We start from the raw sequence: 23,166 nt of genomic DNA on the forward strand, positions 1-23,166 counted from the left end.
TAACCAGCGGGATGGTCTGGCTCACCAATCGGCACCGCTGCGGCGTCAGTCCTCGAAGAGCGTGGCGTCCCCGTCGACCGCCACGGGAAGCGGCGGCGGCTTCAGCCCGAGGTGCTCCCAGGCGGCCGGGGTGGCGACCCGGCCGCGCGGCGTACGGGCCAGGAAGCCGTTGCGGACGAGGAACGGCTCGGCCACCTCCTCGACGGTCTCGCGCTCCTCGCCGACGGCGACCGCGAGCGTGGAGATGCCGACCGGTCCCCCGCCGAACCGGCGGCAGAGGACATCCAGGACGGCCCGGTCAAGCCGGTCGAGGCCGAGCTGGTCGACCTCGTACAGGTCGAGCGCCGCCTGGGCGACCGGCAGCGTGACGACGCCGTCGGCGCGGACCTGGGCGTAGTCGCGGACCCGGCGCAGCAGCCGGTTGGCGATGCGCGGGGTACCGCGGGAGCGCGAGGCGATCTCGCTGGTCCCGTCGAGCAGCACGTCGACCTCGAGCAGGCGGGCCGAGCGCTGGACGATCTGGTCGAGCTCGTGCGGCTCGTAGAACTCCAGGTGCGCGGTGAAGCCGAACCGGTCGCGCAGCGGGCCCGGCAGGAGTCCGGCGCGGGTGGTGGCCCCGACGAGCGTGAACGGCGGGATCTCGAGCGGGATCGCGGTCGCGCCCGGACCCTTGCCGATGACGACGTCGACCCGGAAGTCCTCCATCGCCATGTAGAGCATCTCCTCGGCCGGCCGCGACATCCGGTGGATCTCGTCGACGAAGAGGACATCGCCCTCGTTCATGCCGGAGAGGATCGCGGCGAGGTCGCCGGCGTGGGTGATCGCCGGGCCACTGGTCAGGCGGAGCGGGGCGCCCATCTCGGCGGCGATGATCATGGCCAGCGTGGTCTTGCCGAGCCCGGGAGGTCCCGAGAGCAGCACGTGGTCGGGTGCGCGACCGCGGCGCCGGGCCGCCTCGAGCACCAGCCCGAGCTGGTCGCGCACCCGCGACTGTCCGACGACCTCGTCGAGGGTCCGCGGGCGCAGCGCCGCCTCGACGGCGCGCTCGTCACCCTCGGCCTCGGCCGCGGTGAGCGAGCGGAAGTGCGTCGACTCCGCCGCGTCCAGGTCGTCCTCGTGGAAGGGCATCGGTCCTACGCCTTGCTGAGGGTCCGGAGGGCCGCACGGAGCAGGCCGGCCACGTCGGGGACGTCGCCCGCCTCGGGCGCCACGGTGTCGACCGCCTTCTCGGCGTCCTTGGCCGACCAGCCGAGGCCGACCAGGCCCTGGTGCACCTGGTCGCGCCACGGGGCGGCCACGGCAGGCGCGGCGGCGGAGCGGCCGCCGGTCGGCGTACCGATGCGGTCCTTGAGCTCGAGGATGATCCGCTGGGCGCCCTTCTGGCCGATGCCGGGCACCTTGGTCAGCGTCTTGGGGTCGTCGCCGGCGATGGCGACGCGCAGGTCGTCGGGGCTCATCACGGCCAGCATCGCCTGGGCCAGCTTGGGGCCGACACCCGAGGCCGTCTGGAGCAGCTCGAAGGTCTGCTTCTCGTCGTCGTCGATGAAGCCGAACAGCGTCAGCGAGTCCTCACGCACGACCATGCTGGTCGGCAGGGTCGCCGCGTGCCCGGTGCGCAGGGTGGCGAGCGTGCCGGGGGTGCACATCAGCTCCAGGCCGACTCCCCCGACCTCGAGCACCGCACTCGAGAGCGTCATCGCGGCCACCTTGCCGGACACGAACGCGATCACTGCTTCCTCCCTGCTGCGGCCACCGCCGCGTCGATCCGGGCCTGGGCGCCGCCGCGCCAGATGTGGGTGATGGCCAGCGCGAGCGCGTCGGCGGCGTCCGCGGGCTTCGGCAGCGCGTCGAGGCGCAGGATCCGGGTCACCATCGCGCCCACCTGGGCCTTGCCGGCCCGGCCGTTGCCGGACACCGCGGCCTTGACCTCGCTCGGCGTGTGCAGGGCGATCGGCAGCCCGCGCCGCGCGGCGCAGACCATCGCGATCCCGCTCGCCTGGGCGGTGCCCATCACCGTGCTGACGTCCGAGCGCGCGAACACCCGCTCCACCGCGACCGCGTCGGGGGCGTACTCGTCGAGCCAGGCGTCGACGCCCTTCTCGATGGTCACCAGCCGCTGCGGCACCGGTAGGTCGCTCGACGTACGCAGCACGTTGACGTCGACCAGGCTCAGCGGTCGCCCCACAGTGCCCTCGACCACGCCCATGCCGCAGCGGGTCAGGCCGGGGTCGATCCCGAGCACGCGCATGGAGCCGCCTTCCCGTCGCATCCTGTGGCTACCGTCCGAACAGGTGTTCGGAGACCACGCTAACCGGCTGCTCCCCCGTCGGCGGGTGCGACACGCGGGGCGTCGCGGGCCGGTCCTTGTAACGCCGGGTTATCTGCTCCTCCCCTGTGGATGCACCGCCCTGTGCGCAGTCAACAACCCGGCGTTACAAGCGTCCGCGGAGGGGCCACCAACCATCCACCGGCCCGGCCTCCGGCACCGCTGTCCACCGGTGACGGTGCAGCGCCGGCGCCGCCGACGGCCGGCGCGCGAGCCTCCCACGATGCAGCTCCTCCGCCTCGCGGTCCCACCCGACGCCCACGGCCTCATCACTCGTGCTGCCGCCGTCCGGTCCGGCCTCGACGACCGTCACCTGGCCCGCCTCGTGACGTCCGGCGACCTGGTCAGGCTCCGCAGGGGCGTCTACGTGGACGCCGACCACTGGCGAGCGCTCGATCCCTTCCGGGGACAGCCCCTCCTCCGGGTGCGGGCGGCACAGCTGACGCTGAGGTGCGAGCACGTGCTCAGCCACGACTCCGCCGCGCTCGCCTTGGGCCTCGGCGTGCCCGATGCCCGCCACGAGCTGGTGCACGTCACCCGGCCCAAGGTCCACGGAGACGCGGTGCGCGCCGGGGTGAAGCACCACCTCGCGCCGTACCTCCCCTCGCAGGTCCGGGAGGTCGACGGTCTCCGCCTCCTCGATCCGGCCAGGACGGCGCTCGACATGGCGCGCGAGCACGGACTGGTCGCCGGCGTGGCGTGCTGCGACCGGGCGCTCCGCCGGGGTGTCACCCCCGCGCAGCTCGAACGGGCACGCGCCGCCATGTGGTGCTGGCCCGGCAGCCGGGTCATGGACCGCGTCCTCGACCTCGCCGACCCCGGAGCCGAGTCGTGGCTCGAGTCGGCCGCCCGCGTGCTCGTCCACAGCCTCGGCGCCGGACGTCCCGAGACGCAGTTCGGTCTGACCGACGGAGACCGGGCCGTCTGGTGCGACCTCCGGTTGGGTCGTCACGTGTTCGAGGTCGACGGCTGGGTGAAGTACGGCGCCGACAACATCACCGGGCAACCGCCGCGCGACGTCCTGCTGCGGGAGAAGCTGAGGCAGGACTTCATCGGCGGCTTCAAGCTCGGGATCTCCCGCATCACGGCGGCCGACTGCGGTCCCGGCCAGGACGCCGCGCGGCGGCGGCTGGCGCGGGAGTACGCCGACACCTGCGCCCGCTTCGGCACCGAGATCGCGGACCTCGCGCCGTACCGGATCCGGCGCCGCGCGGCCTGACCGCGCGCCGAACACTGTAACGCCGGGTTATCTGCTCTGCCCACGGGCGGGCAACCCCGTGGACGGTGCGAATAACCCGGCGTTACAAGCAGCGCCCGGACGCCCGTCAGGCGTCGATCGACTCCAGCACGTCCTCGGGGATGTCGGCGTTGGTGAAGACGTTCTGCACGTCGTCGAGGTCGTCGACGGCGTCGACGAGGCGGAAGACCTTGCCGGCCACGTCGACCTCGGCCACGGGGATGTCCATGGTGGCGACGAACTGGACCTCGGCGGAGTCGTAGTCGATGCCGGCGGCCTGGAGCGCCGTACGGACCGCGACCACGTCGCCGGGCTCGGACTGGATCTCGAAGGTCTCGCCGAGGTCGTTGACGTCCTCGGCCCCCGCGTCGAGCGTCGCCTCGAGGACGTCGTCCTCGGAGACGTCCCACGGCTGCCCGCCACGCTCCTGGCTCTTCTCGACCACGACGACGCCCTTGCGGGTGAACAGGCGCGAGACCGAGCCGGGGTCGGCCATGGTGCCGCCGTTGCGGGTGACCGCGGTGCGGACCTCCATCGCGGCGCGGTTGCGGTTGTCGGTCAGGCACTCGACCAGCAACGCGACGCCCGAGGGCCCGTAGACCTCGTACATGATCGTCTCGTAGTCGACGCCGCCGCCGTCGAGGCCGCCGCCGCGCTTGACCGCGGAGTCGATGTTCTTGTTCGGGACCGACTGCTTCTTCGCCTTCTGGATGGCGTCGTAGAGCGTCGGGTTGCCGGAGGGGTCGGGACCACCCATCTTCGCCGCGATCTCGATGTTCTTGATCAGCTTGGCGAACAGCTTGCCGCGCTTGGCGTCGATCGCGGCCTTCTTGTGCTTGGTGGTCGCCCACTTGGAGTGGCCAGACATGCAGTCCCTCTTCTACTCAGCTCCGGACCAGGTCCACGAACAACCGGTGGACCCGGGAGTCACCACCCACCTCGGGATGGAACGACGTCGCCATCAGCGAACCCTGACGGACCGCGACGATCCTACCCGCGGCCGGACCGTGCTCCACGCGCGCGAGCACCTCGACCCGGTCGCCGACGGCCTCGACCCAGGGCGCCCGGATGAAGACCGCGTGCACCGGTTCGTCCAACCCGGCGAAGTCCAGGTCGCCCTCGAAGGAGTCGACCTGGCGCCCGAACGCGTTGCGCCGCACGGTGACGTCGAGCCCGCCGAGCGTCTCCTGGTCGTGCATGCCGTCCTCGATCCGGTCGGCGAGCATGATCATCCCCGCGCAGGTCCCGAAGGCCGGCATCCCCTCCTTGACACGCTGCCGGATCGGCTCGAACAGGTCGAAGGTCCGCGCCAGCTTGGCCATCGTCGTGGACTCGCCGCCCGGGATCACGAGGCCGTCGCATGCCTCGAGCTCGGAGGTACGCCGCACGGTGATCGCGTGCACGCCGAGGTCGTCCAGCGTCCGCATGTGCTCGCGGACGTCGCCCTGGACGGCGAGCACACCGATCGTGGTCGCGGTCGTCGTGGTGGTCACCAGCCCCGCTCGGCCAGCCGGTGCGGCTGCGGGATCTCCTCGACGTTGATGCCGACCATGGCCTCGCCGAGGCCGCGGGAGACCTTGGCGACCACGTCGGGGTCGTCGTGGAAGGTCGTCGCCTTGACGATCGCCTCGGCCCGCTGCGCCGGGTTGCCGGACTTGAAGATGCCCGATCCGACGAACACGCCCTCGGCGCCCAGCTGCATCATCATCGCCGCGTCCGCGGGGGTCGCGATGCCGCCGGCGGTGAACAGGACGACCGGGAGCTTGCCCGCCTCGGCGACCTCCTTGACCAGGTCGTACGGCGCCTGGAGCTCCTTGGCGGCGACGAACAGCTCGTCGCCCTGGAGTGCGCCGAGGCGGCGGATCTCCTGGCGGATCGTGCGCATGTGGGTCACGGCGTTCGAGACGTCACCGGTGCCGGCCTCGCCCTTGGAGCGGATCATCGCCGCGCCCTCGGTGATCCGGCGCAGCGCCTCGCCCAGGTTGGTCGCCCCGCACACGAACGGCACCGTGAACGCCCACTTGTCGATGTGGTTGGCGTAGTCGGCCGGGGTCAGCACCTCGGACTCGTCGATGTAGTCGACGCCCAGCGACTGGAGGACCTGGGCCTCGGCGAAGTGGCCGATCCGGGCCTTGGCCATCACCGGGATCGAGACGGCCTCGATGATGCCGTCGATCATGTCGGGGTCGCTCATCCGGGACACGCCGCCCTGGGCGCGGATGTCCGCGGGCACGCGCTCCAGCGCCATCACGGCGACCGCACCGGCGTCCTCGGCGATCTTCGCCTGCTCGGGCGTGACGACGTCCATGATGACGCCGCCCTTGAGCATCTCCGCCATGCCGCGCTTGACGCGCGTGGTACCGGTGTTCTCAGTCATGGGACGAGCGTAGTGCCACGTCGCTCAGCGCCTGCTTCCGGACCACCCACACGCGCTGGACCACGGTGATGGTAGACGCCGCGGCCAGTCCCCAGAGGGCGATGTAGAGCAGCACCGGCAGGTCGAAGATCGCGCTGAGGCCGGTCAGCACGAGGATCGCGACCAGCCGGTCGGCGCGCTCGGCGATGCCGACCTTGACCTCGAAGCCGAGCGTCTCGCCGCGCGAGCGGGCGTAGGAGGTGACCGCGCCCATCAGCAGGCAGACCAGGCTGAGCACGAGGTAGACCTTGCTCGGCTCCTCCCACGCGAAGTACAGCGCGAGGCCGATGAAGATCGCGCCGTCGCCGAGCCGGTCGAGCGTGGAGTCCCAGAACGCGCCGAACTTGCTCACCCGGCCCGTGGTGCGGGCCATGTAGCCGTCGAGCAGGTCGCTGAACACGAACGCCGTGATGACCAGCACGCCGGTCAGCAGCATGCCCTGCGGGAAGAAGACCAGCGCCCCGGCGCACACGCCCAGGGTGCCGACCAGCGTCACGGCGTCCGGGCTGACCCCCAGCCTGGTGAGGAGGTGGGCGACCGGAGAGATGACCTGGGTGAAGAAGGCGCGGAAGCGTTCCATGGCGGGAGCAGGCTACCTGTCAGACTCCCTGCGGATCGTCGAGCACCGGCGCGAAGGCCAGCTCGGCCGCCCCGATGAGCGGCGCCTCGTCCTCGAGGCTGGCCGTGCGGATCACGACGTCCTCGCGCGGGGACATCATCGTGCTCCGGTTGAGGGCCTCGTCGACGCGGTCGTCCGCGGCCCGCCAGACCTGGGCCAGACACCCGCCGAGCACGACGATCTCGGGGTTGAACAGGTTGACGATCGCGCGGATGCCCACGCCGCACCAGTCGGCGACCTCGGCCACCGCCTCGGCGGCCCGGGCATCACCCTCCTTGGCGGCCGCGATCACCTCCGCGACCGCCGGCGGCCCGCCCCCCGCGAGCCGGCCGGCGTGGCGCAGCAGCACGTTCTCGCCGACCTTGGTCTCCCAGCAGCCCACCGCGCCGCACCGGCAGACCGGCCCCTCGGAGTCGACCTGCATGTGGCCGACCTCACCGGCGTACCCGTTGGTGCCCGTGAGGGGGCGTCCGGCCACGAGGAAGCCGCCACCGATGCCGACGCTCGCGCTGAGGTAGACGACGTCGGAGTAGCCGACGGCGGCGCCCCGGAGATGCTCGGCGAGCACGCCCAGGTTCGCGTCGTTGCCGGTCTCGACCGGACGGCCGAGCCGCTTGGAGAGCAGGGCGGTGAACGGCTCGTCCACCCAGCCCAGGTTGGGCGCGAACCGGACCAGGCCGTCGCCGGACCGGACCGCGCCGGGCACCGCCGCGCCGATGCCGAGGCACCGCGCGCCGGTGCGGGTCGCCAGCACGTCCTCCACCATCTGCGCCACGGCGTCGACGACATGGTCGACGTCGTGCTCGCCGCGCTGGTGGCCACGGGTACGCCGCTCAAGGACCTGCCCGCCGAGGCCGACCAGGGCCACGGCGATCCGGTCGACGCCGACGTCCACGGCCACCACCACGTTGTCCTCCCGGGGGACGACGAGGTGGGACGGGCGGCCGGACCGCCCGCCCACCGGGGCGGACTCCTCCGACACCAGCGCGAGGCTCTGCAGCTCGCCGGTGAGCGCACCGATGGTGCTCCGGTTGAGCCCGAGCTGCTTGGTGAGCACCGCGCGGGTGGTCGGTCCGTGCGTGTGCACCGTCTGGAGGATGGCGCGCAGGTTCGCGCGCCGGAGCTCCTCGGTGCCGACGCCGGTCGGGGTGGGCACGTGCTTCTCCCGTCAGATTCGGCCGCTGGCTGTAGCCCGGCGACGGCTGATCGCGTCGACGCTGGCCGCCACGAGCAGCACCAGGCCGGTCACGATGTACTGCCGGCTGGCGGGCTGGTTCATCAGGCCCATGCCGTTGGCGATGACCGCGACGACGGTGCCGCCGATGACGGCGTCGACGATGCGCCCCTTGCCGCCGAAGAGGCTGGTGCCACCGATGACCGCCGCGCCCACGGCGTAGAGCAGGGTCGGGCCACCACCGGAGACGTTGTTCACGCCACCGCTGAAGCTCGCGAGCATGAGCCCACCCATCGCCGCGACCGTCGAACAGATCATGAAGCAGCTGAGCTGGACGAGCTTGACGTTGATGCCCGCACGGCGCGCCGCCTCCCTGCTGCCGCCGACGGCGTAGACGTGACTGCCCCACCGGGTGCGGCCCAGCAGCACGCTGAGCACGAGGGCGAGACCGATGATGATGACGAGCGCGATCGGCACGCCCGTGATCGACCTGATCTGCGGGTTCGGGCTGCGCTCGATCGACAGGTAGAGCACCACCAGGAAGGCGACGACCGCGAGGCTCCCGGTCTTCAGCGCCCACAGGAGGTCCGGCTCGCTCGTCAGTCTCTTGGCGCGACGCCGCCTGTTGCTGACGAACGTGACGACCGCGTAGACCGCCACGAGGACGCCCGCGATCACCCAGCCGAGCCAGACCGGGAGGGTGTCGCTGTTGAGCGTCCGGATGAACTCTCCGGAGCTGATCGAACCCCTCTCGCCGATGAGCGTCAGCAGGACGCCCTGCAGCGCGAGGAACGTGGAGAGGGTCACGACGAACGACGGGATGCCGAGCCGGGAGACGATCACGCCGTGGAACGCACCGATCGCCGTCCCGGTGAGGAGTCCCGCCACGATGGCCAGGCCGGTCTGCCACCCTTGGTTGGTGAGCAGGACGGAGGTCACCGCGGCGGCCACGCCGGCGGTGTAGCCCGCCGCGAGGTCGATCTCACCGAGCAGGAGCACGAAGACGAGCCCCATCGCGATGATCGTGACGCCGGCGGACTGCTGGATGAGGTTCTCGAAGTTGAACGCCGAGGTGAACGTCGTCGGTCGCAGGATCGAGAAGGCGACGACGAGCACGAGCAGCCCGAGGATCGCGGGCAGCGATCCGACGTCGCCACCGCGGATCTTGGCGACGTAGTCCTTCCACAGGGTGCTGGCCGAGTCGTCGGGACTCACGTCATGGATCTCCTCCGTCACGACGCTCATGCCGCATCCCCGCTGTTCAGCTCGCCGGTGGTGATCGCCGTGACGATCCGGTCCCGGGTGGTGGAGGCGGCGTCGACCTGGGCGACCATCTGGCCGAGGTACAGGACCGCGATGTCGTCTGCGACCTCGAAGACGTCGTTCAGGTTGTGACTGATCAGGACGACCCCGAGGCCGCGATCGGCGAGGCGGCGGACCAGCTTGAGCACCTGCTCGGTCTGGGCGACGCCCAGGGCAGCGGTGGGCTCGTCGAGGATGACGATCTTGGAGTTCCACAGGACGGCGCGCGCGATGGCGACCGTCTGCCGCTGGCCGCCCGAGAGGGAGGCGACGCGCGTCCGCACCGACCTCAGCGTGCGGACCGAGAGGCCGTCGAGCGTCTCGCGCGCCCGTCCCTCCATGCTGTCCTCGTCCACCAGTCCGTTCTTGGTGATCTCCCGACCGAGGTACATGTTGTGGACGACGTCGAGGTTGTCGCACAGCGCGAGGTCCTGGTAGACGACCTCGATGCCCAGCGCGTTCGAGTCGCGGGGGCTCTTCACGTGGACGGGGTGGCCCTCGAACGTGTAGTCACCGTCGTCGAACGGGTGGATGCCGGCGATCCCCTTGATCAGGGTGCTCTTTCCCGCTCCGTTGTCACCGACGAGCGCGGTGACGCGACCGGGCCGGACGGTCAGGTCGACGCCGCGCAGCACGTGCACGGCACCGAAGGTCTTCTGAACGCCGCGCAGCTCCAGCAGCGGCTTGTCACTCGACATTTGCATTTGCCCTTCTGGGGTTCTTCAAGGTGAGACAGGGGCCCGCCCCGAAGGACGGGCCCCCGCTGGTGAAGCTGTCGGACAACCGCTACGCGGTCAGCTGACGCCGTGCTTCTTGCACAGGTCCTCGATGCCCTTGCAGATCTCGGCAGCGTCGGCCTGGCCGGCGTCGACGACGGACTGGACGCTGTCGGCGGTGACCCACACGGGGGTGGCGAGCACCGACGGGACGTCGACGCCGAGCTCCGAGTCGTTGACCGCGGCCGTCGCGAGCGACGAGGTGTCGTCACCGTTGATGAGCGCGATCGCCAGGTCAGCCGCGGCCTTGGCCTCGAGCGAGGTGTCCTTGAAGACGGTGCCGCACTGGTAGCCCTGCAGGACGTTGGCCAGGCCCTCGGCCGTGGCGTCCTGGCCGGTCACCGGGATCTCGCCCTCGACGCCGGCTGCCTTCTCACGAGCGATCACGCCGTTCGCCATGCCGTCGTTCGCGGTGACCAGGCCGACGAGGTCCGGGTGGGCGGCGTACATCTGGTCGAAGACCTGGCCCGCGACGTTGGGGTCCCACTCACCGGTCTGGTCGGCGACGACCTCGTAGCTGCCGTCGTCGGTGATGACCTGCTCGTAGCCCTGCTTGAACAGCGTCGCGTTGTTGTCGGTCGCGGCGCCGTTGATGAAGGCGATGGGGCCGCTCTCGACGCCCTTGCCCTGGAGGCAGTCGATCAGGCCCTGCCCCTGGAGCTCGCCGACCACCACGTTGTCGAAGGACACGTAGAAGTCCGCACCGCCGCCCAGCGTGAGCCGGTCGTAGTCGATCACCGCGACGCCGGCGTCCTTGGCCTTGTCGATGCACGCCTTGCCCGAGTCAGGGTCGAGGTTCGTCGCGATGATGACGTTGACCTGCTCGGTGATCATCTGGTCGCAGAGCTGACCGTAGGTGTCGGGCGAGCCCTCCGCGTTCTGGATGATCGACTCCAGGCCGGCGGCCTCGAAGGCGGCCTCCAGGTTCGGGCGGTCCTGCGTCTCCCAGCGGACCGACGACTTCGAGTCGGGCAGGATCACGCCCACCTTCCCGCTGGCGGACTCGCCACCGTCGCCGCCTTCGCTACCGCTACCGCCGTCGTCACCGCACGCGGCGAGCGCGCCGAACGCCAGCACACCGACCGCTACCAAGGACGCGAACCGCGCACCCGACTTCTCGACCATTCCTCGACCTCCATGGCTCTGACCGGCTCGGCTCATCTGGCGAACATGTGACCACTGTCCTGTGACGACCATCACCGGGTATGTTGTGGCGCACAACATAGTCACGCCGGCCGAGCGCGGCAAGGCCTCTTGCGGACGCGTTTTGTTGCACGTTCCAACCAAGCGTCGCCCCCCCGTGGCCGTGACCGAATCGTGACCGAATGACCGACCTGACACCTGCCCGACAACGACCCCACACCGCCTGGATCGAGGACCCGATGAGCGCTGACGACCGCTTCGCACCCACCCGTGACGACCGCTTCTCCTTCGGCCTGTGGACCGTCGGCTGGCAGGGCGTCGACGTCTTCGGAGGCGCGGTCCGTCCCGTGCTGGACCCGGCCGAGGCGATCCACCGGCTCAGCGACCTCGGGGCCTACGGCATCACTTTCCACGACAACGACGTCTTCCCCTTCGACGCCTCGCCGGCCGAGAAGGAGCAGCACCTCGCGCCGTTCCGCAAGGCGCTCGAGGAGACCGGCCTGGTCGTGCCGATGGTCACCACCAACCTCTTCTCGCACCCGGTGTTCCGCGACGGCGGCTTCACCAACAACGACCGCGACGTCCGCCGCTTCGCGATCCGCAAGGCCGCCGACCAGATCGACCTCGCCGCCGAGCTGGGCGCGAAGATCTTCGTCGCCTGGGGCGGCCGCGAGGGCGCCGAGTCCGGCGCCGCCAAGGACGTGAAGACCGCGCTGTCGCGCTACCAGGAGGCGTTCGACGTTCTCGGGGCCTACTCCGAGGAGCAGGGCTACGGCCTGCGCTTCGCGATCGAGCCGAAGCCCAACGAGCCGCGCGGCGACATCCTGTTGCCGACCGTCGGCCACGCCCTGGCGTTCATCAACGAGCTCGAGCGACCCGACCTCGTGGGCCTCAACCCCGAGGTCGGCCACGAGGAGATGGCGTCGCTCAACTACGCGCACGGCCTCGCCCAGGCGCTGTGGCACGGCAAGCTCTTCCACATCGACCTCAACGGCCAGACCGGGCCGCGCTACGACCAGGACCTCCGCTTCGGCGCCGGCAACGCCCGCGGCGCCTTCTGGACCGTCGACATCGTGGAGAACGGCGGCTACGACGGCCCGCGGCACTTCGACTACAAGCCCCCGCGGACCGAGGACATGGACGGCGTCTGGGAGTCCGCCCGGGCCTGCATGCGCAACTACCTGATCCTGCGGGACAAGGTGCAGGCCTTCCGCTCGGACCCCGAGGTCCAGCAGGCGCTCACGGATGCGCGCGTCGACGACCTCGCCCAGCCCTCCCTCGCCGCCGGCGAGACCATCGCCGACCTGCGCGCGGATCTCGACTCGGGGTCCTTCGACCCCGACGCCGCCGGCCGGCGCGGCATGGCGTTCGAGCGGCTCGACCAGCTCGCGCTGGAGCACCTGTACGGCGTGCGGTGAGGGGATAGTCCCTGACGTTCGGGGGGCTCGACGGCGTGTCGACCCCCGAACCGTGAGGGACTACCCCAGCAGCGCGCGTCCCAGGTCGGCCACGGCGGTCGGGGCGCCGGCGGCGTACCAGCTCACGCCGGCGGCCTCGACCACGCGGGTGGTGCCGCCGGCTCCGCGGATGAGGGCGGCACCGGGGAGCAGGTCCCAGGGCGGGACGGAGTGCTGGCAGAGCGCGTGCAGCCGGCCCTCGGCGATCGCGGTCGCGTCCATGGAGCCCGAGCCCATGATCCGGATCGTGGCAGCGGCGCCGGCGATCCGGCCGAAGGTGGTGCCGACCTCCGTGTCGTAGAACGGCGGGTGCAGGTAGGTGACCAGGCACGACTGCGCCAGCGGCCGATCGGTGATCGGCGCCAGCGGTACGCCGTCGACGGTGGTCGGCAGGTCCGGTCCCCCGACCCAGGTGCGACCGGTCGCCGGGTGGTGGATCGCTCCCAGCACGAGGTCGTCGCCGTCCGTCAGCGCGATGGCGGAGCACCACCAGTCGAGGCCGGCGACGAAGTTGTAGGTCCCGTCGACCGGGTCGATCACCCAGGTGCGGCCCGAGGTCCCCGCGCGCGCGGCACCCTCCTCGCCGAGCACGCCGTCGTCGGGCCGCTCGGCGGCGAGCGTGTCGACGACCAGCAGCTCCGCGGCACGGTCGGCCGCGGTGACGACGTCGGAGATCGACGTCTTGGCGTCGACCGACAGGCCCTCGCCGCGCATCCGGAGCGCGAGGGTCCCGGCCGCGCGCACCAGGTGGACGGCGAGCTCCGCGTCGTTCACGCCCAGGCCTCGGCCAGCAGCGCGCGGGTGTCGCCGAGCAGCTGCGGCAGCGTCTTCGTGCCCCCGACGACCGTGATGAAGTTGGCGTCCCCGGACCACCGCGGCACGACGTGCTGGTGCAGGTGCTCGGACAGGGAGCCGCCGGCGACGCCGCCGAGGTTGAGCCCGACGTTGAACGCGTGCGGGCCGCTCACCCGGCGCAGGACCCGCACCGCCTGCTGGGTCATCGCCATCAGCTCGGCCGCCTCCTCGTCGGTGAGGTCCTCGAGCTCGGCGACGTGCCGGTGCGGCAGCACCATGAGGTGGCCGGGGTTGTAGGGGTGCAGGTTGAGGACGGCGAAGCAGGTCTCGCCCCGGTGGACGACGAGGCTCTCCTCGTCCGGCAGCTTCTCCATCGCGCAGAACGGGCAGCCGTCGGCGGGCCGGGCCGGGGCGACGTACGCCAGCCGGTGCGGCGTCCACAGCCGGTCGAAGCCCTCGAAGCCCTCGCGCTGGTGGCCCGCGGGATCGGTCATGCCCCAACCCTAGGGTGAGGGCATGGAGCTCCGTCCGGCCGTCCCCGAGGACATGGCGACCGTCGCCGACATCTGGCACCGGGCCTGGCATGTGGCCCACCCCGGTCACGTGCCGGACGGGCTGACGGCCGCCCGGACCCTCGAGGCGTTCCACGAGCGCACGCCCTCCCGCGTCGCCGACACCACCGTGGCCGAGGTCGACGAGCGCATCGTCGGCTTCACGATGGTCGACGGCGACGAGCTCGAGCAGCTCTTCGTCGACCCCGGCCTCCACGGCGGCGGCGTCGCCGCTCCCCTGCTCGCCGCGGGCGAGCGGCAGATCGCCGCGGCCGGTCACGAGGTCGCCTGGCTGGCCGTCGTCGTCGGCAACGCGCGGGCGCGCCGGTTCTACGAAAAGCACGGCTGGTACGACGCCGGCGACCTGCCCTACGAGGTCACCGCGCTCGGCGAGCGCTTCGTCTCCCCGTGCCGTCGGTACGAGAAGCGCGTCAGTACTGCTGGAACCAGCGGCCCAGCCGGGCCGACACCCCGGGACAGGTGATGTTGTGGTCGCGCTGGTCCTCCAGCCACTGACCGAGGACCGCCCGACCACCCTGGATCGACCAGTCGTCCCCGCAGCGCTCCCGCGCCTCGGCCCGGGACGTCTCCCCGGCCGCGCGCCACTCGGGCAGCCCGAGGGCGAGGTCGGCGACGACGCCCGCCCACAGCGCGGGCGTGGAGTAGATCCCGACCTCGTAGCCGGCGTCGGCTAGCCGTGCACCGCCCCCTCGACCACGGCGGCGTTCGCCACCGGGTCGGCGCTCCACGCGAAGTCGGGCACCGGCTCCACGTCGACCCAGACGATCGGTGAGGCGAGCCCGGCGGCGCGCATGGTGACGACGTTCGCCAGCGCCTGCTGGTAGCCGGTGTTGGCGAGCGCACCGAGCTCGGTGCCGCCGTCGTAGGGCCCCGTGCCGACGTGCTCGGCGACCGCGTCGTCGTCGGGGAAGCTGGCGACGGCGTACGCCGCGGCCATCAGCCCGCGCTCGCGGACCCAGGCGACCTGGTCGGCGAGGCAGGGGTTGGCGGTGAAGCCGGGTCCGTTGGTGAGGCCGAGCACGACGTACTCCGCCTCGGGCAGCGGCATGGGGAGACCCAGCGTGCGGCGCTCCGGGATGCCCAGGCCTCGCGGGCACTGGGGCCAGCTGACGTCGGCGCCGAGGATCTCGCCGGTGCGCGCCGCCGGGGTGCGGAGCGGTGCCATCTCGGCGGCGGCCTCCTCCGCGAGCCGGGCCAGGGCCTGGAGCCGCGCCGCCTCCGGGTCCTGGGTCGGCGAGACGACCGATGTCGGGCGCGGCTCGGACGAAGCCCGCGGCCCGCGCTCCTGCTCCCCGCCCCCGCTGCAGGCGCACAGCAGGAGCGCGGCGACGGCCAGCGCCGCCGCGCGGAGCACCGGTCTCAGACCTGCTCGCGCGAGGCGACCGCGTCGGCGACCCGCTGGATCGCCTCCTCGATCGGCACGCCGTTGTCCTGGCGGCCGTCGCGGTAGCGGAAGGAGACCGCACCGGCCGCCACGTCGTCGGCGCCGGCGATCATCATGAACGGCACCTTCTGCAGCTGCGCGTTGCGGATCTTCTTCTGCATCCGGTCGTCGGAGTCGTCGACCTCGACCCGGAGCCCGCGCGCCCGCATCTGCCGGGCGACGTCGTGCAGGTAGTCGCTGAACGCGTCGGCGACCGGGATCGCCTGCACCTGCACGGGCGCGAGCCACGGAGGGAACGCGCCGGCGTAGTGCTCGACCAGCACGCCGAAGAACCGCTCGAGCGAGCCGAACTTCGCGGAGTGGATCATCACCGGCTGCTGACGGGAGCCGTCGGCGGCCTGGTACTCCAGCTCGAAGCCGCGAGGCTGGTTGAAGTCGTACTGAATGGTCGACATCTGCCAGGTGCGGCCGATCGCGTCGCGCGCCTGCACGGAGATCTTGGGGCCGTAGAACGCGGCGCCGCCCGGGTCGGCGACCAGCTCGAGGCCGGACTCGACGGCGACGTCCTCGAGGACCTTCGTGGCGGTCGCCCAGTCCTCGTCCGAGCCGACGAACTTGTCGGGCTTGGAGTCGTCGCGGGTCGAGAGCTCGAGGTAGAAGTCGTCGATCCCGAAGTCGCGCAGCAGGCCGAGCACGAAGTCCAGGAGGTGCTTGATCTCGCCGGGCGCCTGCTCGGGGGTGACGTAGGAGTGCGAGTCGTCCTGGGTCAGGCCGCGCACGCGGGTCAGGCCGTGGACGACGCCGGACTTCTCGTAGCGGTAGACCGACCCGAACTCGAAGAGCCGCAGCGGCAGCTCGCGGTAGGACCGCCCGCGCGACCTGAAGATCAGGTTGTGCATCGGGCAGTTCATCGCCTTGAGGTAGTAGTTCGCGCCCTCGAGCTCCATCGGCGGGAACATGGTGTCCGCGTAGTACGGCAGGTGCCCGGAGGTGTGGAACAGCCCCTCCTTGGTGATGTGGGGCGAGCCGACGTACTGGAACCCCTCCTCGATGTGCCGCTGGCGGACGTAGTCCTCCATCTCGCGCTTGATCACACCGCCCTTGGGGTGGAAGACCGCGAGCCCCGAGCCGATCTCGTCGGGGAAGCTGAACAGGTCGAGATCGCGGCCGAGCTTGCGGTGGTCGCGGCGCTCGGCCTCCTCGATCCGGTGCAGGTGCGCCTCGAGCGCCTCCTTGGACTCCCAGGCGGTGCCGTAGACCCGCTGGAGCTGCTTGTTCTTCTCGTCGCCGCGCCAGTACGCCGCCGCGGTGCGCATCAGCTTGAACGCGGGGATCCGCTTGGTGGTGGGCAGGTGCGGGCCGCGGCAGAGGTCGCTCCACGCGACGTCGCCGTTGCGGCGCACGTTGTCGTAGATGGTGAGCTCGCCGGCGCCGACCTCGACGCTCGCGCCCTCGGCGGCGCCCTCGGACTTGCCCGAGCCCTTGAGCCCGATCAGCTCGATCTTGTAGGGCTCGTCCTTCAGCTCGGCGATGGCGTCGTGGTCGGTGGTGACCCGGCGCTCGAACCGCTGGCCCTCCTTGATGATCTTCCGCATCGCGGTCTCGATCTTCGCGAGGTCCTCCGGCACGAACGGGGTCTCGACGTCGAAGTCGTAGTAGAAGCCGTTCTCGACCGGCGGGCCGATGCCGAGCTTCGCCTCAGGCCACAGCTGCTGGACCGCCTGGGCCATCACGTGCGCGGTGGAGTGGCGCAGGATGTCGTGGCCGTCCTTGCTGTCGATCGCGACGCCCTCCGCCTCGTCGCCGTCCCGGAGCTCGTAGGAGAGGTCCTTGAGCTCACCGTTCACCCGGGCCGCGATGACGGTGTCGTCGTCGCGGAAGAGCTCCCACGCCTTGGTGCCGGTCGTGACCGTCCGGTCCTCACGCGCGTCGGCGTGGGCGAGGACGATCTTGAGGTCGGACACGGTGGCTCCTTGGCTGCAGGTGTCTGCGGGTCTCTGCGGGTGTCGGGGACGGACCGTTCGATCGTATCGAGGGGTGTCCGGGCCGCGCGCGCCGGTTTCCCGGCCGGACGTCATACGAGGTGGTCGCCCCGACGACCGGTTCGTATGACGTCCCCACGAACGACGAGAGCCGCACGCTTCGGCGTGCGGCTCTCGATCGGTTCTATCTGGTGGGCGATACTGGGTTCGAACCAGTGACCTCTTCGGTGTGAACGAAGCGCGCTACCACTGCGCCAATCGCCCGGGATGTGCGGTCGCAGACTCTAGCCTATGGGCCCGGCGAGCTCACATTCGAGGGTGGGCGTCCATGTCGCGCCATGTCGCGTCATGTCGCGTCATGTCGCGTCATGTCGCGTCATGGAGTGCCCGGTCGCCCGTCTCCTCCATGTGACGCAGCAGCCCATCTCTCGAACCATCTCCGCGGACCTGGTCCTCCAGGTCCTCGACGCGTGGGGTCGCACCGTCGACCTGAGCGCCGAGTTCGGGTACGACCCGACCGACCCGTGGGCCGTCTGGATCACCTTCCGGGGCGCCAGCGGTCGCTCGAGCGAGCCGGTCCGGTGGGCCGTCGGCCGCGACCTGCTGATGAGCGGGATGACCGACCCCGCCGGCGAGGGCGACATCCAGCTCTTCCCGAGCGTCGACGAGAACGGTCGCGCCGCGGTCGTCATGGAGCTCTGCTCCCCCGACGGCCGGCTGGTCACCCAGATGCGCACCAGCGAGCTGTACGGGTTCCTGGTCAAGACGCTCGCGGCGGTGCCGCTCGGCACCGAGACCGTCGACCTCGACCTGCTCGTCGAGGCGCTGGTCGGGCAGTCAGAAGCCCAGTAGCTCCGGCTCCCTCTCACGCCAGCACGCCGCGGCCTCGGCCGTCACCGGCCCCGGGGCGGGCAGCTCCCGGCCGTCCCAGTGGGACACCGCCTGGACGTCGCGCGTGGTCGACACGAGGAACACCTCGCTCGCCCGCTCGATGACCTCGATCGGCTCGTCGACCTCGCGACCGCCGTACCACTCGAGGACGAGCGCGCGGGTCACTCCCGCGAGGCAGCCGCTGGCCAGGGTGGGAGTGCGGAGCTCGCCGTCGATGACGTAGAAGACGTTGGAGCCGGTGCCCTCGCACAGGTGGCCGGCCAGGTTCGCGAAGATCGCCTCGCTCGCGCCGCGCTCGCGGGCGGCGGCGAGCGCGACCACGTTCTCGGCGTACGACGTCGTCTTGAGGCCGGCCAGCGCACCGCGCTCGTTGCGCGGCCACGGGACGGTGGCGACGGCGGTCGACTCCGTCGACGGGCTCATCGCATCCGCGACGACCATGAGGGTCGGCTGGGCGTCCCCGCGGCTCGAACCGAGCGGCGCGGGACCGCCGGTCACCGTGATCCGGAGGCGGCCCAGCGGCAGGTCGAGACCGTCGAGGACGGCGGCGACCCCTTGGCGTACGGCGGTGTCGTCGAGCTCCGGGAGGCCGAGACCCTGCGCCGACCGGTGCAGCCGCTCGAGGTGCCGGTCGAGGGCGAACGGCAGGCCGTCGACGACCTTGATCGTCTCGAACACCCCGTCGCCGACCGTGAGCCCGTGGTCGCTGACGAGCACCGCCGGGGTGGTCGCATCGGGCAGTAGGTCACCGTCGATCCATGCGCGCATGGGCTCAGCCTAGGGGCGGTGAATACCGGGTTTCGGCCCGGAAACGCGCCGACAGGGGGCCGATTTTGCATGGTCTGGGGCATCGGCTACTGTTCTCACGCACGCCGACCGGGAGACCGGATCGGAGCGCAAGCGGACGTAGCTCAGTTGGTAGAGCGCAACCTTGCCAAGGTTGAGGTCGCGAGTTCGAGCCTCGTCGTCCGCTCGGAGAGGTCTCTCCCTGGTTTGGCCTCCATGGTGGGTTGGCCGAGAGGCGAGGCAACGGACTGCAAATCCGTGTACACGGGTTCAAATCCCGTACCCACCTCCACGCAGTCCTTCTCCACAACTCAAGACCCGGGCGATTGGCGCAGTGGTAGCGCGCTTCCTTGACACGGAAGAGGTCACTGGTTCAAACCCAGTATCGCCCACCAGCAAGAAGACGCAGGTCAGCGGCACAATGAGACCCCTGGACTCCAGAACGGAGACCAGGGGTCGGTTGCTTGTCTGACACAGTTCTTACACATGCCGACTATCGGCCCGCGTCCTGACGCACATCCCTAGACGTTGTCACAGCCACGTAGCGGCGAACAGCCGTGGGAACACGACGCCGGTCGATGCGGCACGTTCCTCGTCTGCGGGTGGAAGACCTGGGTCCTTCGGTCAGGAGGACGACTCGAACAGCACAAGGCCGGATAAATCCCGACCCCACCGCCTGCGCGAAACCTCTTCGCCATCGCCGTACGCGCTCGTCTTCCCAGGCTCAACTGAGGTCGTCTGCCTGGTACGTGTCGCCGCCCCGCCGGGCTTACGGAGTGCAACCAAAGTGGTCGTCCTTGACTCGCGCAACTCCAGTTCTGTCTGAGTCCAGACAGACCGTCGGACCAGGTCCAACCCGCTCGTGGAGAACGGGCCGACGCTCATCCCGCACACCGGGTCCGTCACCGTGCTGGCATGCTCGTGGCCTTGACCGGCGTGGTCGTGACCCGCGTGGTCGTGGTCGTGAACGTCATGCGCAGCGCCGTGGCCACCGCTGTGCCCCCTGCCGTGCCCAGCGCCGTACGTGTGCTGTGCGCCATGCTCGTTCATCTCAACACCATACCCCCGGGGGGTATGTGCATCAAAGGTCTTTCGCCCCTGGTTAGTGGGTGTAGGCCAGGACCTGCTCCGGGTCTTCGCCGGCACCGTCCCCGCTGCCGGCACCCGTGGGGCCGCGGAACAGGCCGTTGCTGGTGGCCACGAACCACGAGTCGCCGATGACGCTCAACGCGGTCGGGTCGCCAGGGACGGCGCCGAGCTCGACCCAGTCCTCACTCGCGCCGGTGCCCCCGTTGGCGGAGCGCCACACGGTCCCGTCGGCGTCGATGCCGACCAGGAGGTCTGTGGCCGGCCAGTCGATGAACCCGAGCCGCGGGGCGCCGTCGACCTCGACCTCGGTGAGCGACTCGTCGTGCGGGTAGGCGATGCCGAGCAGCTGGCCGGCCCCCGTCGTCGCGAGCACCCGGTCCGGGTCGGCGGGGTCAACGGCCAGGTCGAGAAGCGCCTCACCGTGCACCGTCTGCCACGACCGTTCGTCGACCGAGCTGAGCAGCCCACCGGTCACCGAGTCGATGCCCCACGTGCGCTGCGGAGTGTGCTCGAGCGCGTGGAAGTCCGCAGCACCCTCCAGCGACAGCGACTCCCACGACTTGCCGCCGTCGAGGGACTCCATCAGGCCCAGGTTGACCGGCTGGCTCGTGTCGGTGACCTCCGGGTGCCCACTGGCCAGGAGCCGGCCCGGCTGGTCATCTGTCGCAGCCGCGGTGAGGGCCATGAAGTCCGCGGCCGAGTCCCCGACCCGGGTCACGGTTCCGGCGTCATCGCCGGTGACCTCGACCGCGAACAGTCCGTAGTGGGCACCGATGAGCACTCGGCCACCCGGCTCCTGTCCTCTGGGAGCAGCCGCGATGCCGTGGATGTGCCCAATCACGGGGGCGTCCCCGCCCGCCGCGGGCGCGTCGTCGTGCGTGTGCGCGCCGCCGCTGTCGGGGTTGGTGATGGCGACCACCACAAGGGTCACCAGGAGCAGGATGGCAGCTGCGCCGATGACCAGGGCGCCACGGCGTGAAGGCGAGACCGAGCGGCGTCCGGCCTCCTCGTTGGAGTTGGCGGCCGCGTTCGTGGGCGGGTTCGGGGTCGAGTTCGTGGAGGCGTCGGTGGGTCCGGCGCCAGGAGTGCCAGGAGTGTGCGTGTTCATGATGTTGCGCGTCCAGCGCCCGGTCCGGTCGCAGTAATGCACCAACCTGTTGCACCTTCACCGCCGGCGGCAGCCAGGCCTTGGGCTACAAGGCGAGCTGCCGCCGACGAGCTGGGTGAGTCAGATGCTGCGGCGACCGGGCCAGGTCAGCCGAGCAGCTCCTCCATCTGGTCGATCTCGTCCTGCTGGCCGGAGATGATGTTCTCGGCCATGGCGACGGCGTCGTCGAACGTGCCGTTGTCGACCTCGTCCTGCGCCATCTCGATGGCACCCTGGTGGTGCTCGACCATCATCTCGAGCCACATGTCCTGGAACTCGGCGTCGGAGGCGTTCTCCAGCGCGTCCATGTCCTCGGCCGACATCATCCCCGGCATCTCGTTCTCGGCGGACTCGCTGTCGCCGTGGTCCATGCCACCCATGTCGTCCTCACCCATGCCATCCATGTCGTGCGCGTTGGCGTGGTCGCGCATCGTCTCCGGAACCTCCTGGTCCCACGCGGTGAGCCAGTCGGTCATCTGCTCGATCTCGGGACCCTGAGCGGCCCGGATGTCCTCGGTGAGCTGCGCGACCTTCGGGTCGAGGTCGCGGCCCGCGGTCATGTCCACCATCACCAGTGCCTGAGCGTGGTGCTGGACCATGTCGGTGGCGAACGCGACGTCCGCGTCGTTGAACACGTCGCCGTTGCTCGCCGTCTGGGCCCCCGACGGCGAGTGCCCGGAGTGGGAGTCATCGCCGCACGCGGCCAAGCTCACCCCGAGGCCGGTGGTGAGCGTGAGCGCGACCAGGGTGCGCCGGACCCGTCGACGCGACGTAGTGGAATTGCTGTGAGTGCGGTTGAGCATGAGGTTCTCTCCTCGAAGAATGTGCTGCCCAATACAGGCTGGACAGGGCTGGTCGAGTGGGTGGCGACAACCGCCGCGTGCAGCGTCCGAACCCAGACACGGGCTCAAGCACGGGTTCGGGCAGAGGCCGAGCCGAGACAAGGGGCCTGGGGGGCCGAATGTGGGCGTGCGTGCGGCGGTTCCGCCCCTCAGCACCGCTGAATGGAGAGCAACCTCAAGTCAGGACACGCCGAACCTCGCGCTCTGGCGCGTACCGCCACGACGGCGGCCGCAGCCCGATCGACCAGCCTGGTCAGGAACATGCCCAGCGGCCGGAAAGCACCGACGAGGACCCGCAGAAGCAGCCCCGCGGCTGGGACCGCCAGACATACCCCGAGCAGCAGTTCGCCGTGCCCACCGTGCCCATCACCGGACTCACCAGCGGGCTGGCTGCTGGAGCTGCCGCCGACGACCGCCGTCTTCGCAGCGTGGTCGGCGTGGTCGGCGTGGTCGGCGAGGCCGGCGGCAAAGGCGTGACCGGACTGGCTTGCGCCGGAAGCCATGCTGATGGAGCTGGTGGTGCCCGGGGAGCTCGCGACGGCGACGCCAGCTCGTTCCCCGGCTGCGCCCGCCAAGCCGCCGACGCCATGGTCGGACAGCCCGTGCATCGCCATCAGTCCGGCCAGCGCGACGAGCAGCATCAGCCACCGCCCCATCGCAGCCGATGGCCGAAGACGCACGCGACCGCTGCGCCCCGGGCGCGTGAACGCTCCGGCCGCACGTGCGCGCATCAGGTCGCCATTCATCGCTTCCATTCTAGGAGCCCACCCACGACGCGCCGGACGGTGGCGTCCGACCGGGTGGGTACAGGCCCAGTGTCGACCCCGGGGACAGTCGCCGGCCAGCCGCCGGCAGCCCCGGGGCCAGCCACGAGAGGAGCAGCGATGACCCACCGCGACATGCTCGAGGCCTACCCGAAGGACCCTCGACAGCATCGACGTCGACAAGCTCGCCGACTGCCGCCTGCGCGGACGCCTGCCCGGCCGAGGGGCCTGACCCCGGTTCTTGGACACGCTGAATCCAGCATCTGCTGGGGAAGCGAGATGATCCAGGAACCATGGCCAGGAAGAACTACTCCGAGGAGTTCCGTCGTCAGGCCGTCGACTTGTACGAGTCCACCCGGGCGCCACGGTCTGCGGCATCGCCGAGGACCTCGGCATCGTGCGCGGCACCCTGCAGCACTGGCTCGAGGTCTACGGGACCGGCAGGAAGACCGCCGCTGACGGGA

General features: G+C 70.8%; 25 protein-coding genes, 4 tRNA genes and 1 pseudogene. 8 read left to right on the top strand and 22 right to left on the bottom strand.

Features of this window, described 5'->3' with window-relative positions:
* Window positions 1-45: 45 nt before the first annotated feature.
* Genes ruvB through ruvC form a run of 3 tightly spaced genes read right to left on the bottom strand, consistent with a single transcriptional unit; the run spans window position 46 to window position 2,248 of the window.
* Window positions 46-1,128 carry a Holliday junction branch migration DNA helicase RuvB gene (gene ruvB / locus ACYQ0U_RS12460; RefSeq protein WP_459973271.1) on the bottom strand — a complete coding sequence of 361 codons (1,083 nt, stop codon included), beginning with the start codon at window positions 1,126-1,128 and terminating at the stop codon, window positions 46-48.
* A gap of 5 nt (window positions 1,129-1,133) precedes the next feature.
* Window positions 1,134-1,730: a Holliday junction branch migration protein RuvA gene (ruvA, locus tag ACYQ0U_RS12465; protein WP_459973273.1), complete on the bottom strand. Its 597-nt coding sequence runs from the start codon at window positions 1,728-1,730 to the stop codon at window positions 1,134-1,136.
* A complete protein-coding gene (gene ruvC, locus ACYQ0U_RS12470; protein WP_459973276.1) occupies window positions 1,727-2,248 on the bottom strand; it encodes a crossover junction endodeoxyribonuclease RuvC in 522 nt (173 codons plus the stop codon). Before ruvC ends, ruvA begins: the two co-directional genes overlap by 4 nt.
* A gap of 301 nt (window positions 2,249-2,549) precedes the next feature.
* Between ruvC and ACYQ0U_RS12475 the strand changes: the two genes are divergently transcribed.
* Complete coding sequence (locus ACYQ0U_RS12475; protein WP_459973278.1) at window positions 2,550-3,545, top strand: type IV toxin-antitoxin system AbiEi family antitoxin domain-containing protein; 996 nt, start codon at window positions 2,550-2,552, stop codon at window positions 3,543-3,545.
* Between the two features lie 106 nt (window positions 3,546-3,651).
* Here the strand turns inward: ACYQ0U_RS12475 and ACYQ0U_RS12480 are convergent, their stop codons facing one another.
* From ACYQ0U_RS12480 to ACYQ0U_RS12515, 8 genes are all read right to left on the bottom strand, one after another.
* The gene (locus ACYQ0U_RS12480; protein ID WP_459973280.1) at window positions 3,652-4,431 is read right to left on the bottom strand and encodes a YebC/PmpR family DNA-binding transcriptional regulator; all 780 of its coding nucleotides are present in this window, start codon (window positions 4,429-4,431) and stop codon (window positions 3,652-3,654) included.
* A gap of 16 nt (window positions 4,432-4,447) precedes the next feature.
* Window positions 4,448-4,990: a pyridoxal 5'-phosphate synthase glutaminase subunit PdxT gene (pdxT, locus tag ACYQ0U_RS12485; RefSeq protein ID WP_459973338.1), complete on the bottom strand. Its 543-nt coding sequence runs from the start codon at window positions 4,988-4,990 to the stop codon at window positions 4,448-4,450.
* Between the two features lie 62 nt (window positions 4,991-5,052).
* Window positions 5,053-5,940, bottom strand: a complete 888-nt coding sequence (gene pdxS, locus ACYQ0U_RS12490) for a pyridoxal 5'-phosphate synthase lyase subunit PdxS (RefSeq protein WP_459973282.1) — start codon at window positions 5,938-5,940, stop codon at window positions 5,053-5,055.
* Window positions 5,933-6,559, bottom strand: a complete 627-nt coding sequence (gene pgsA, locus ACYQ0U_RS12495; RefSeq protein WP_459973284.1) for a phosphatidylinositol phosphate synthase — start codon at window positions 6,557-6,559, stop codon at window positions 5,933-5,935. The genes pdxS and pgsA overlap by 8 nt, the downstream gene beginning before the upstream one ends.
* A 19-nt stretch (window positions 6,560-6,578) precedes the next feature.
* Window positions 6,579-7,754: an ROK family transcriptional regulator gene (locus ACYQ0U_RS12500; protein ID WP_459973286.1), complete on the bottom strand. Its 1,176-nt coding sequence runs from the start codon at window positions 7,752-7,754 to the stop codon at window positions 6,579-6,581.
* A gap of 12 nt (window positions 7,755-7,766) precedes the next feature.
* A complete protein-coding gene (locus tag ACYQ0U_RS12505) occupies window positions 7,767-9,017 on the bottom strand; it encodes a sugar ABC transporter permease (protein WP_459973288.1) in 1,251 nt (416 codons plus the stop codon).
* Window positions 9,014-9,772 (bottom strand): ATP-binding cassette domain-containing protein, encoded by a 759-nt coding sequence (locus ACYQ0U_RS12510; RefSeq protein ID WP_459973290.1) that lies wholly within the window; start codon window positions 9,770-9,772, stop codon window positions 9,014-9,016. The genes ACYQ0U_RS12505 and ACYQ0U_RS12510 overlap by 4 nt, the downstream gene beginning before the upstream one ends.
* Before the next feature lie 96 nt (window positions 9,773-9,868).
* Window positions 9,869-10,975 (bottom strand): sugar ABC transporter substrate-binding protein, encoded by a 1,107-nt coding sequence (locus tag ACYQ0U_RS12515; protein WP_459973292.1) that lies wholly within the window; start codon window positions 10,973-10,975, stop codon window positions 9,869-9,871.
* Window positions 10,976-11,232: 257 nt separating this feature from the next.
* Between ACYQ0U_RS12515 and xylA the strand changes: the two genes are divergently transcribed.
* Window positions 11,233-12,411 carry a xylose isomerase gene (xylA, locus tag ACYQ0U_RS12520; protein WP_459973294.1) on the top strand — a complete coding sequence of 393 codons (1,179 nt, stop codon included), beginning with the start codon at window positions 11,233-11,235 and terminating at the stop codon, window positions 12,409-12,411.
* Window positions 12,412-12,471: 60 nt separating this feature from the next.
* On the opposite strand, the gene ACYQ0U_RS12525 is transcribed toward xylA, so the two are convergent.
* Together ACYQ0U_RS12525 and ACYQ0U_RS12530 are read right to left on the bottom strand one after the other, a co-directional pair.
* Window positions 12,472-13,224, bottom strand: a complete 753-nt coding sequence (locus tag ACYQ0U_RS12525; protein ID WP_459973296.1) for an inositol monophosphatase family protein — start codon at window positions 13,222-13,224, stop codon at window positions 12,472-12,474.
* Window positions 13,221-13,739, bottom strand: coding sequence for an HIT family protein (locus ACYQ0U_RS12530; RefSeq protein WP_459973299.1), 519 nt, complete (start codon window positions 13,737-13,739; stop codon window positions 13,221-13,223). Before ACYQ0U_RS12530 ends, ACYQ0U_RS12525 begins: the two co-directional genes overlap by 4 nt.
* A 22-nt stretch (window positions 13,740-13,761) precedes the next feature.
* Here ACYQ0U_RS12530 and ACYQ0U_RS12535 point away from each other — a divergent pair, with 22 nt between their 5' ends.
* Window positions 13,762-14,280, top strand: coding sequence for a GNAT family N-acetyltransferase (locus ACYQ0U_RS12535; RefSeq protein WP_459973301.1), 519 nt, complete (start codon window positions 13,762-13,764; stop codon window positions 14,278-14,280).
* Here ACYQ0U_RS12535 and ACYQ0U_RS12540 read toward each other — a convergent pair.
* The 4 genes from ACYQ0U_RS12540 to ACYQ0U_RS12555 form a co-directional block, all read right to left on the bottom strand.
* Window positions 14,228-14,545 carry a hypothetical protein gene (locus tag ACYQ0U_RS12540; protein WP_459973303.1) on the bottom strand — a complete coding sequence of 106 codons (318 nt, stop codon included), beginning with the start codon at window positions 14,543-14,545 and terminating at the stop codon, window positions 14,228-14,230. The two genes, ACYQ0U_RS12535 and ACYQ0U_RS12540, sit on opposite strands and share 53 nt — an antisense overlap.
* The gene (locus tag ACYQ0U_RS12545; RefSeq protein WP_459973306.1) at window positions 14,488-15,171 is read right to left on the bottom strand and encodes a hypothetical protein; all 684 of its coding nucleotides are present in this window, start codon (window positions 15,169-15,171) and stop codon (window positions 14,488-14,490) included. Before ACYQ0U_RS12545 ends, ACYQ0U_RS12540 begins: the two co-directional genes overlap by 58 nt.
* 5 nt (window positions 15,172-15,176) lie before the next feature.
* Window positions 15,177-17,165, bottom strand: a complete 1,989-nt coding sequence (gene thrS, locus ACYQ0U_RS12550) for a threonine--tRNA ligase (RefSeq protein ID WP_459973310.1) — start codon at window positions 17,163-17,165, stop codon at window positions 15,177-15,179.
* A 207-nt stretch (window positions 17,166-17,372) separates the two neighbouring features.
* Window positions 17,373-17,447, bottom strand: a tRNA-Val gene (locus tag ACYQ0U_RS12555).
* Window positions 17,448-17,591: 144 nt separating this feature from the next.
* On the opposite strand from ACYQ0U_RS12555, the gene ACYQ0U_RS12560 reads away from it, so the two are divergent.
* Entirely contained in the window at window positions 17,592-18,035 is a 444-nt protein-coding gene (locus tag ACYQ0U_RS12560) for an SsgA family sporulation/cell division regulator (protein ID WP_459973311.1), read from the top strand.
* Here ACYQ0U_RS12560 and ACYQ0U_RS12565 read toward each other — a convergent pair.
* A complete protein-coding gene (locus ACYQ0U_RS12565) occupies window positions 18,021-18,842 on the bottom strand; it encodes an aminotransferase class IV (protein WP_459973313.1) in 822 nt (273 codons plus the stop codon). The two genes, ACYQ0U_RS12560 and ACYQ0U_RS12565, sit on opposite strands and share 15 nt — an antisense overlap.
* Window positions 18,843-18,974: 132 nt before the next feature.
* Between ACYQ0U_RS12565 and ACYQ0U_RS12570 the strand changes: the two genes are divergently transcribed.
* From ACYQ0U_RS12570 to ACYQ0U_RS12580, 3 genes are all read left to right on the top strand, one after another.
* Window positions 18,975-19,047: transfer RNA gene (locus ACYQ0U_RS12570), tRNA-Gly, on the top strand.
* Between the two features lie 31 nt (window positions 19,048-19,078).
* Window positions 19,079-19,152, top strand: a tRNA-Cys gene (locus ACYQ0U_RS12575).
* A gap of 28 nt (window positions 19,153-19,180) precedes the next feature.
* A tRNA-Val gene (locus ACYQ0U_RS12580) sits at window positions 19,181-19,255 on the top strand.
* Between the two features lie 507 nt (window positions 19,256-19,762).
* On the opposite strand, the gene ACYQ0U_RS12585 is transcribed toward ACYQ0U_RS12580, so the two are convergent.
* The 4 genes from ACYQ0U_RS12585 to ACYQ0U_RS12600 form a co-directional block, all read right to left on the bottom strand.
* Window positions 19,763-19,900, bottom strand: a complete 138-nt coding sequence (locus ACYQ0U_RS12585) for a hypothetical protein (RefSeq protein WP_459973315.1) — start codon at window positions 19,898-19,900, stop codon at window positions 19,763-19,765.
* A gap of 62 nt (window positions 19,901-19,962) precedes the next feature.
* Window positions 19,963-21,057, bottom strand: coding sequence for a beta propeller repeat protein (locus tag ACYQ0U_RS12590; protein ID WP_459973316.1), 1,095 nt, complete (start codon window positions 21,055-21,057; stop codon window positions 19,963-19,965).
* A 146-nt stretch (window positions 21,058-21,203) separates the two neighbouring features.
* Window positions 21,204-21,899 carry a DUF305 domain-containing protein gene (locus ACYQ0U_RS12595; protein WP_459973318.1) on the bottom strand — a complete coding sequence of 232 codons (696 nt, stop codon included), beginning with the start codon at window positions 21,897-21,899 and terminating at the stop codon, window positions 21,204-21,206.
* Window positions 21,900-22,087: 188 nt separating this feature from the next.
* Complete coding sequence (locus ACYQ0U_RS12600; protein ID WP_459973321.1) at window positions 22,088-22,684, bottom strand: hypothetical protein; 597 nt, start codon at window positions 22,682-22,684, stop codon at window positions 22,088-22,090.
* 311 nt (window positions 22,685-22,995) lie between these two features.
* Between ACYQ0U_RS12600 and ACYQ0U_RS12605 the strand changes: the two are divergent.
* Window positions 22,996-23,166: pseudogene (locus ACYQ0U_RS12605) on the top strand (transposase); the annotation flags it as partial.

It is taken from the genome of Nocardioides pyridinolyticus (genome assembly GCF_054653575.1).

What these genes read in the sequence shown, in the direction of transcription:
- ruvB (WP_459973271.1), bottom strand. Translation starts at nt 1,128, where the DNA reads ATGCCCTTCCACGAGGACGACCTGGACGCGGCGGAGTCGACGCACTTC.
- ruvC (WP_459973276.1), bottom strand. Translation starts at nt 2,248, where the DNA reads ATGCGCGTGCTCGGGATCGACCCCGGCCTGACCCGCTGCGGCATGGGC.
- ACYQ0U_RS12475 (WP_459973278.1), top strand. Translation starts at nt 2,550, where the DNA reads ATGCAGCTCCTCCGCCTCGCGGTCCCACCCGACGCCCACGGCCTCATC.
- ACYQ0U_RS12480 (WP_459973280.1), bottom strand. Translation starts at nt 4,431, where the DNA reads ATGTCTGGCCACTCCAAGTGGGCGACCACCAAGCACAAGAAGGCCGCG.
- pdxT (WP_459973338.1), bottom strand. Translation starts at nt 4,990, where the DNA reads ATGCGGACGCTGGACGACCTCGGCGTGCACGCGATCACCGTGCGGCGT.
- pdxS (WP_459973282.1), bottom strand. Translation starts at nt 5,940, where the DNA reads ATGACTGAGAACACCGGTACCACGCGCGTCAAGCGCGGCATGGCGGAG.
- pgsA (WP_459973284.1), bottom strand. Translation starts at nt 6,559, where the DNA reads ATGGAACGCTTCCGCGCCTTCTTCACCCAGGTCATCTCTCCGGTCGCC.
- ACYQ0U_RS12505 (WP_459973288.1), bottom strand. Translation starts at nt 9,017, where the DNA reads ATGAGCGTCGTGACGGAGGAGATCCATGACGTGAGTCCCGACGACTCG.
- ACYQ0U_RS12510 (WP_459973290.1), bottom strand. Translation starts at nt 9,772, where the DNA reads ATGTCGAGTGACAAGCCGCTGCTGGAGCTGCGCGGCGTTCAGAAGACC.
- ACYQ0U_RS12515 (WP_459973292.1), bottom strand. Translation starts at nt 10,975, where the DNA reads ATGGTCGAGAAGTCGGGTGCGCGGTTCGCGTCCTTGGTAGCGGTCGGT.
- xylA (WP_459973294.1), top strand. Translation starts at nt 11,233, where the DNA reads ATGAGCGCTGACGACCGCTTCGCACCCACCCGTGACGACCGCTTCTCC.
- ACYQ0U_RS12530 (WP_459973299.1), bottom strand. Translation starts at nt 13,739, where the DNA reads ATGACCGATCCCGCGGGCCACCAGCGCGAGGGCTTCGAGGGCTTCGAC.
- ACYQ0U_RS12535 (WP_459973301.1), top strand. Translation starts at nt 13,762, where the DNA reads ATGGAGCTCCGTCCGGCCGTCCCCGAGGACATGGCGACCGTCGCCGAC.
- ACYQ0U_RS12565 (WP_459973313.1), bottom strand. Translation starts at nt 18,842, where the DNA reads ATGCGCGCATGGATCGACGGTGACCTACTGCCCGATGCGACCACCCCG.
- ACYQ0U_RS12585 (WP_459973315.1), bottom strand. Translation starts at nt 19,900, where the DNA reads ATGGCGCACAGCACACGTACGGCGCTGGGCACGGCAGGGGGCACAGCG.
- ACYQ0U_RS12590 (WP_459973316.1), bottom strand. Translation starts at nt 21,057, where the DNA reads ATGAACACGCACACTCCTGGCACTCCTGGCGCCGGACCCACCGACGCC.
- ACYQ0U_RS12595 (WP_459973318.1), bottom strand. Translation starts at nt 21,899, where the DNA reads ATGCTCAACCGCACTCACAGCAATTCCACTACGTCGCGTCGACGGGTC.
- ACYQ0U_RS12600 (WP_459973321.1), bottom strand. Translation starts at nt 22,684, where the DNA reads ATGAATGGCGACCTGATGCGCGCACGTGCGGCCGGAGCGTTCACGCGC.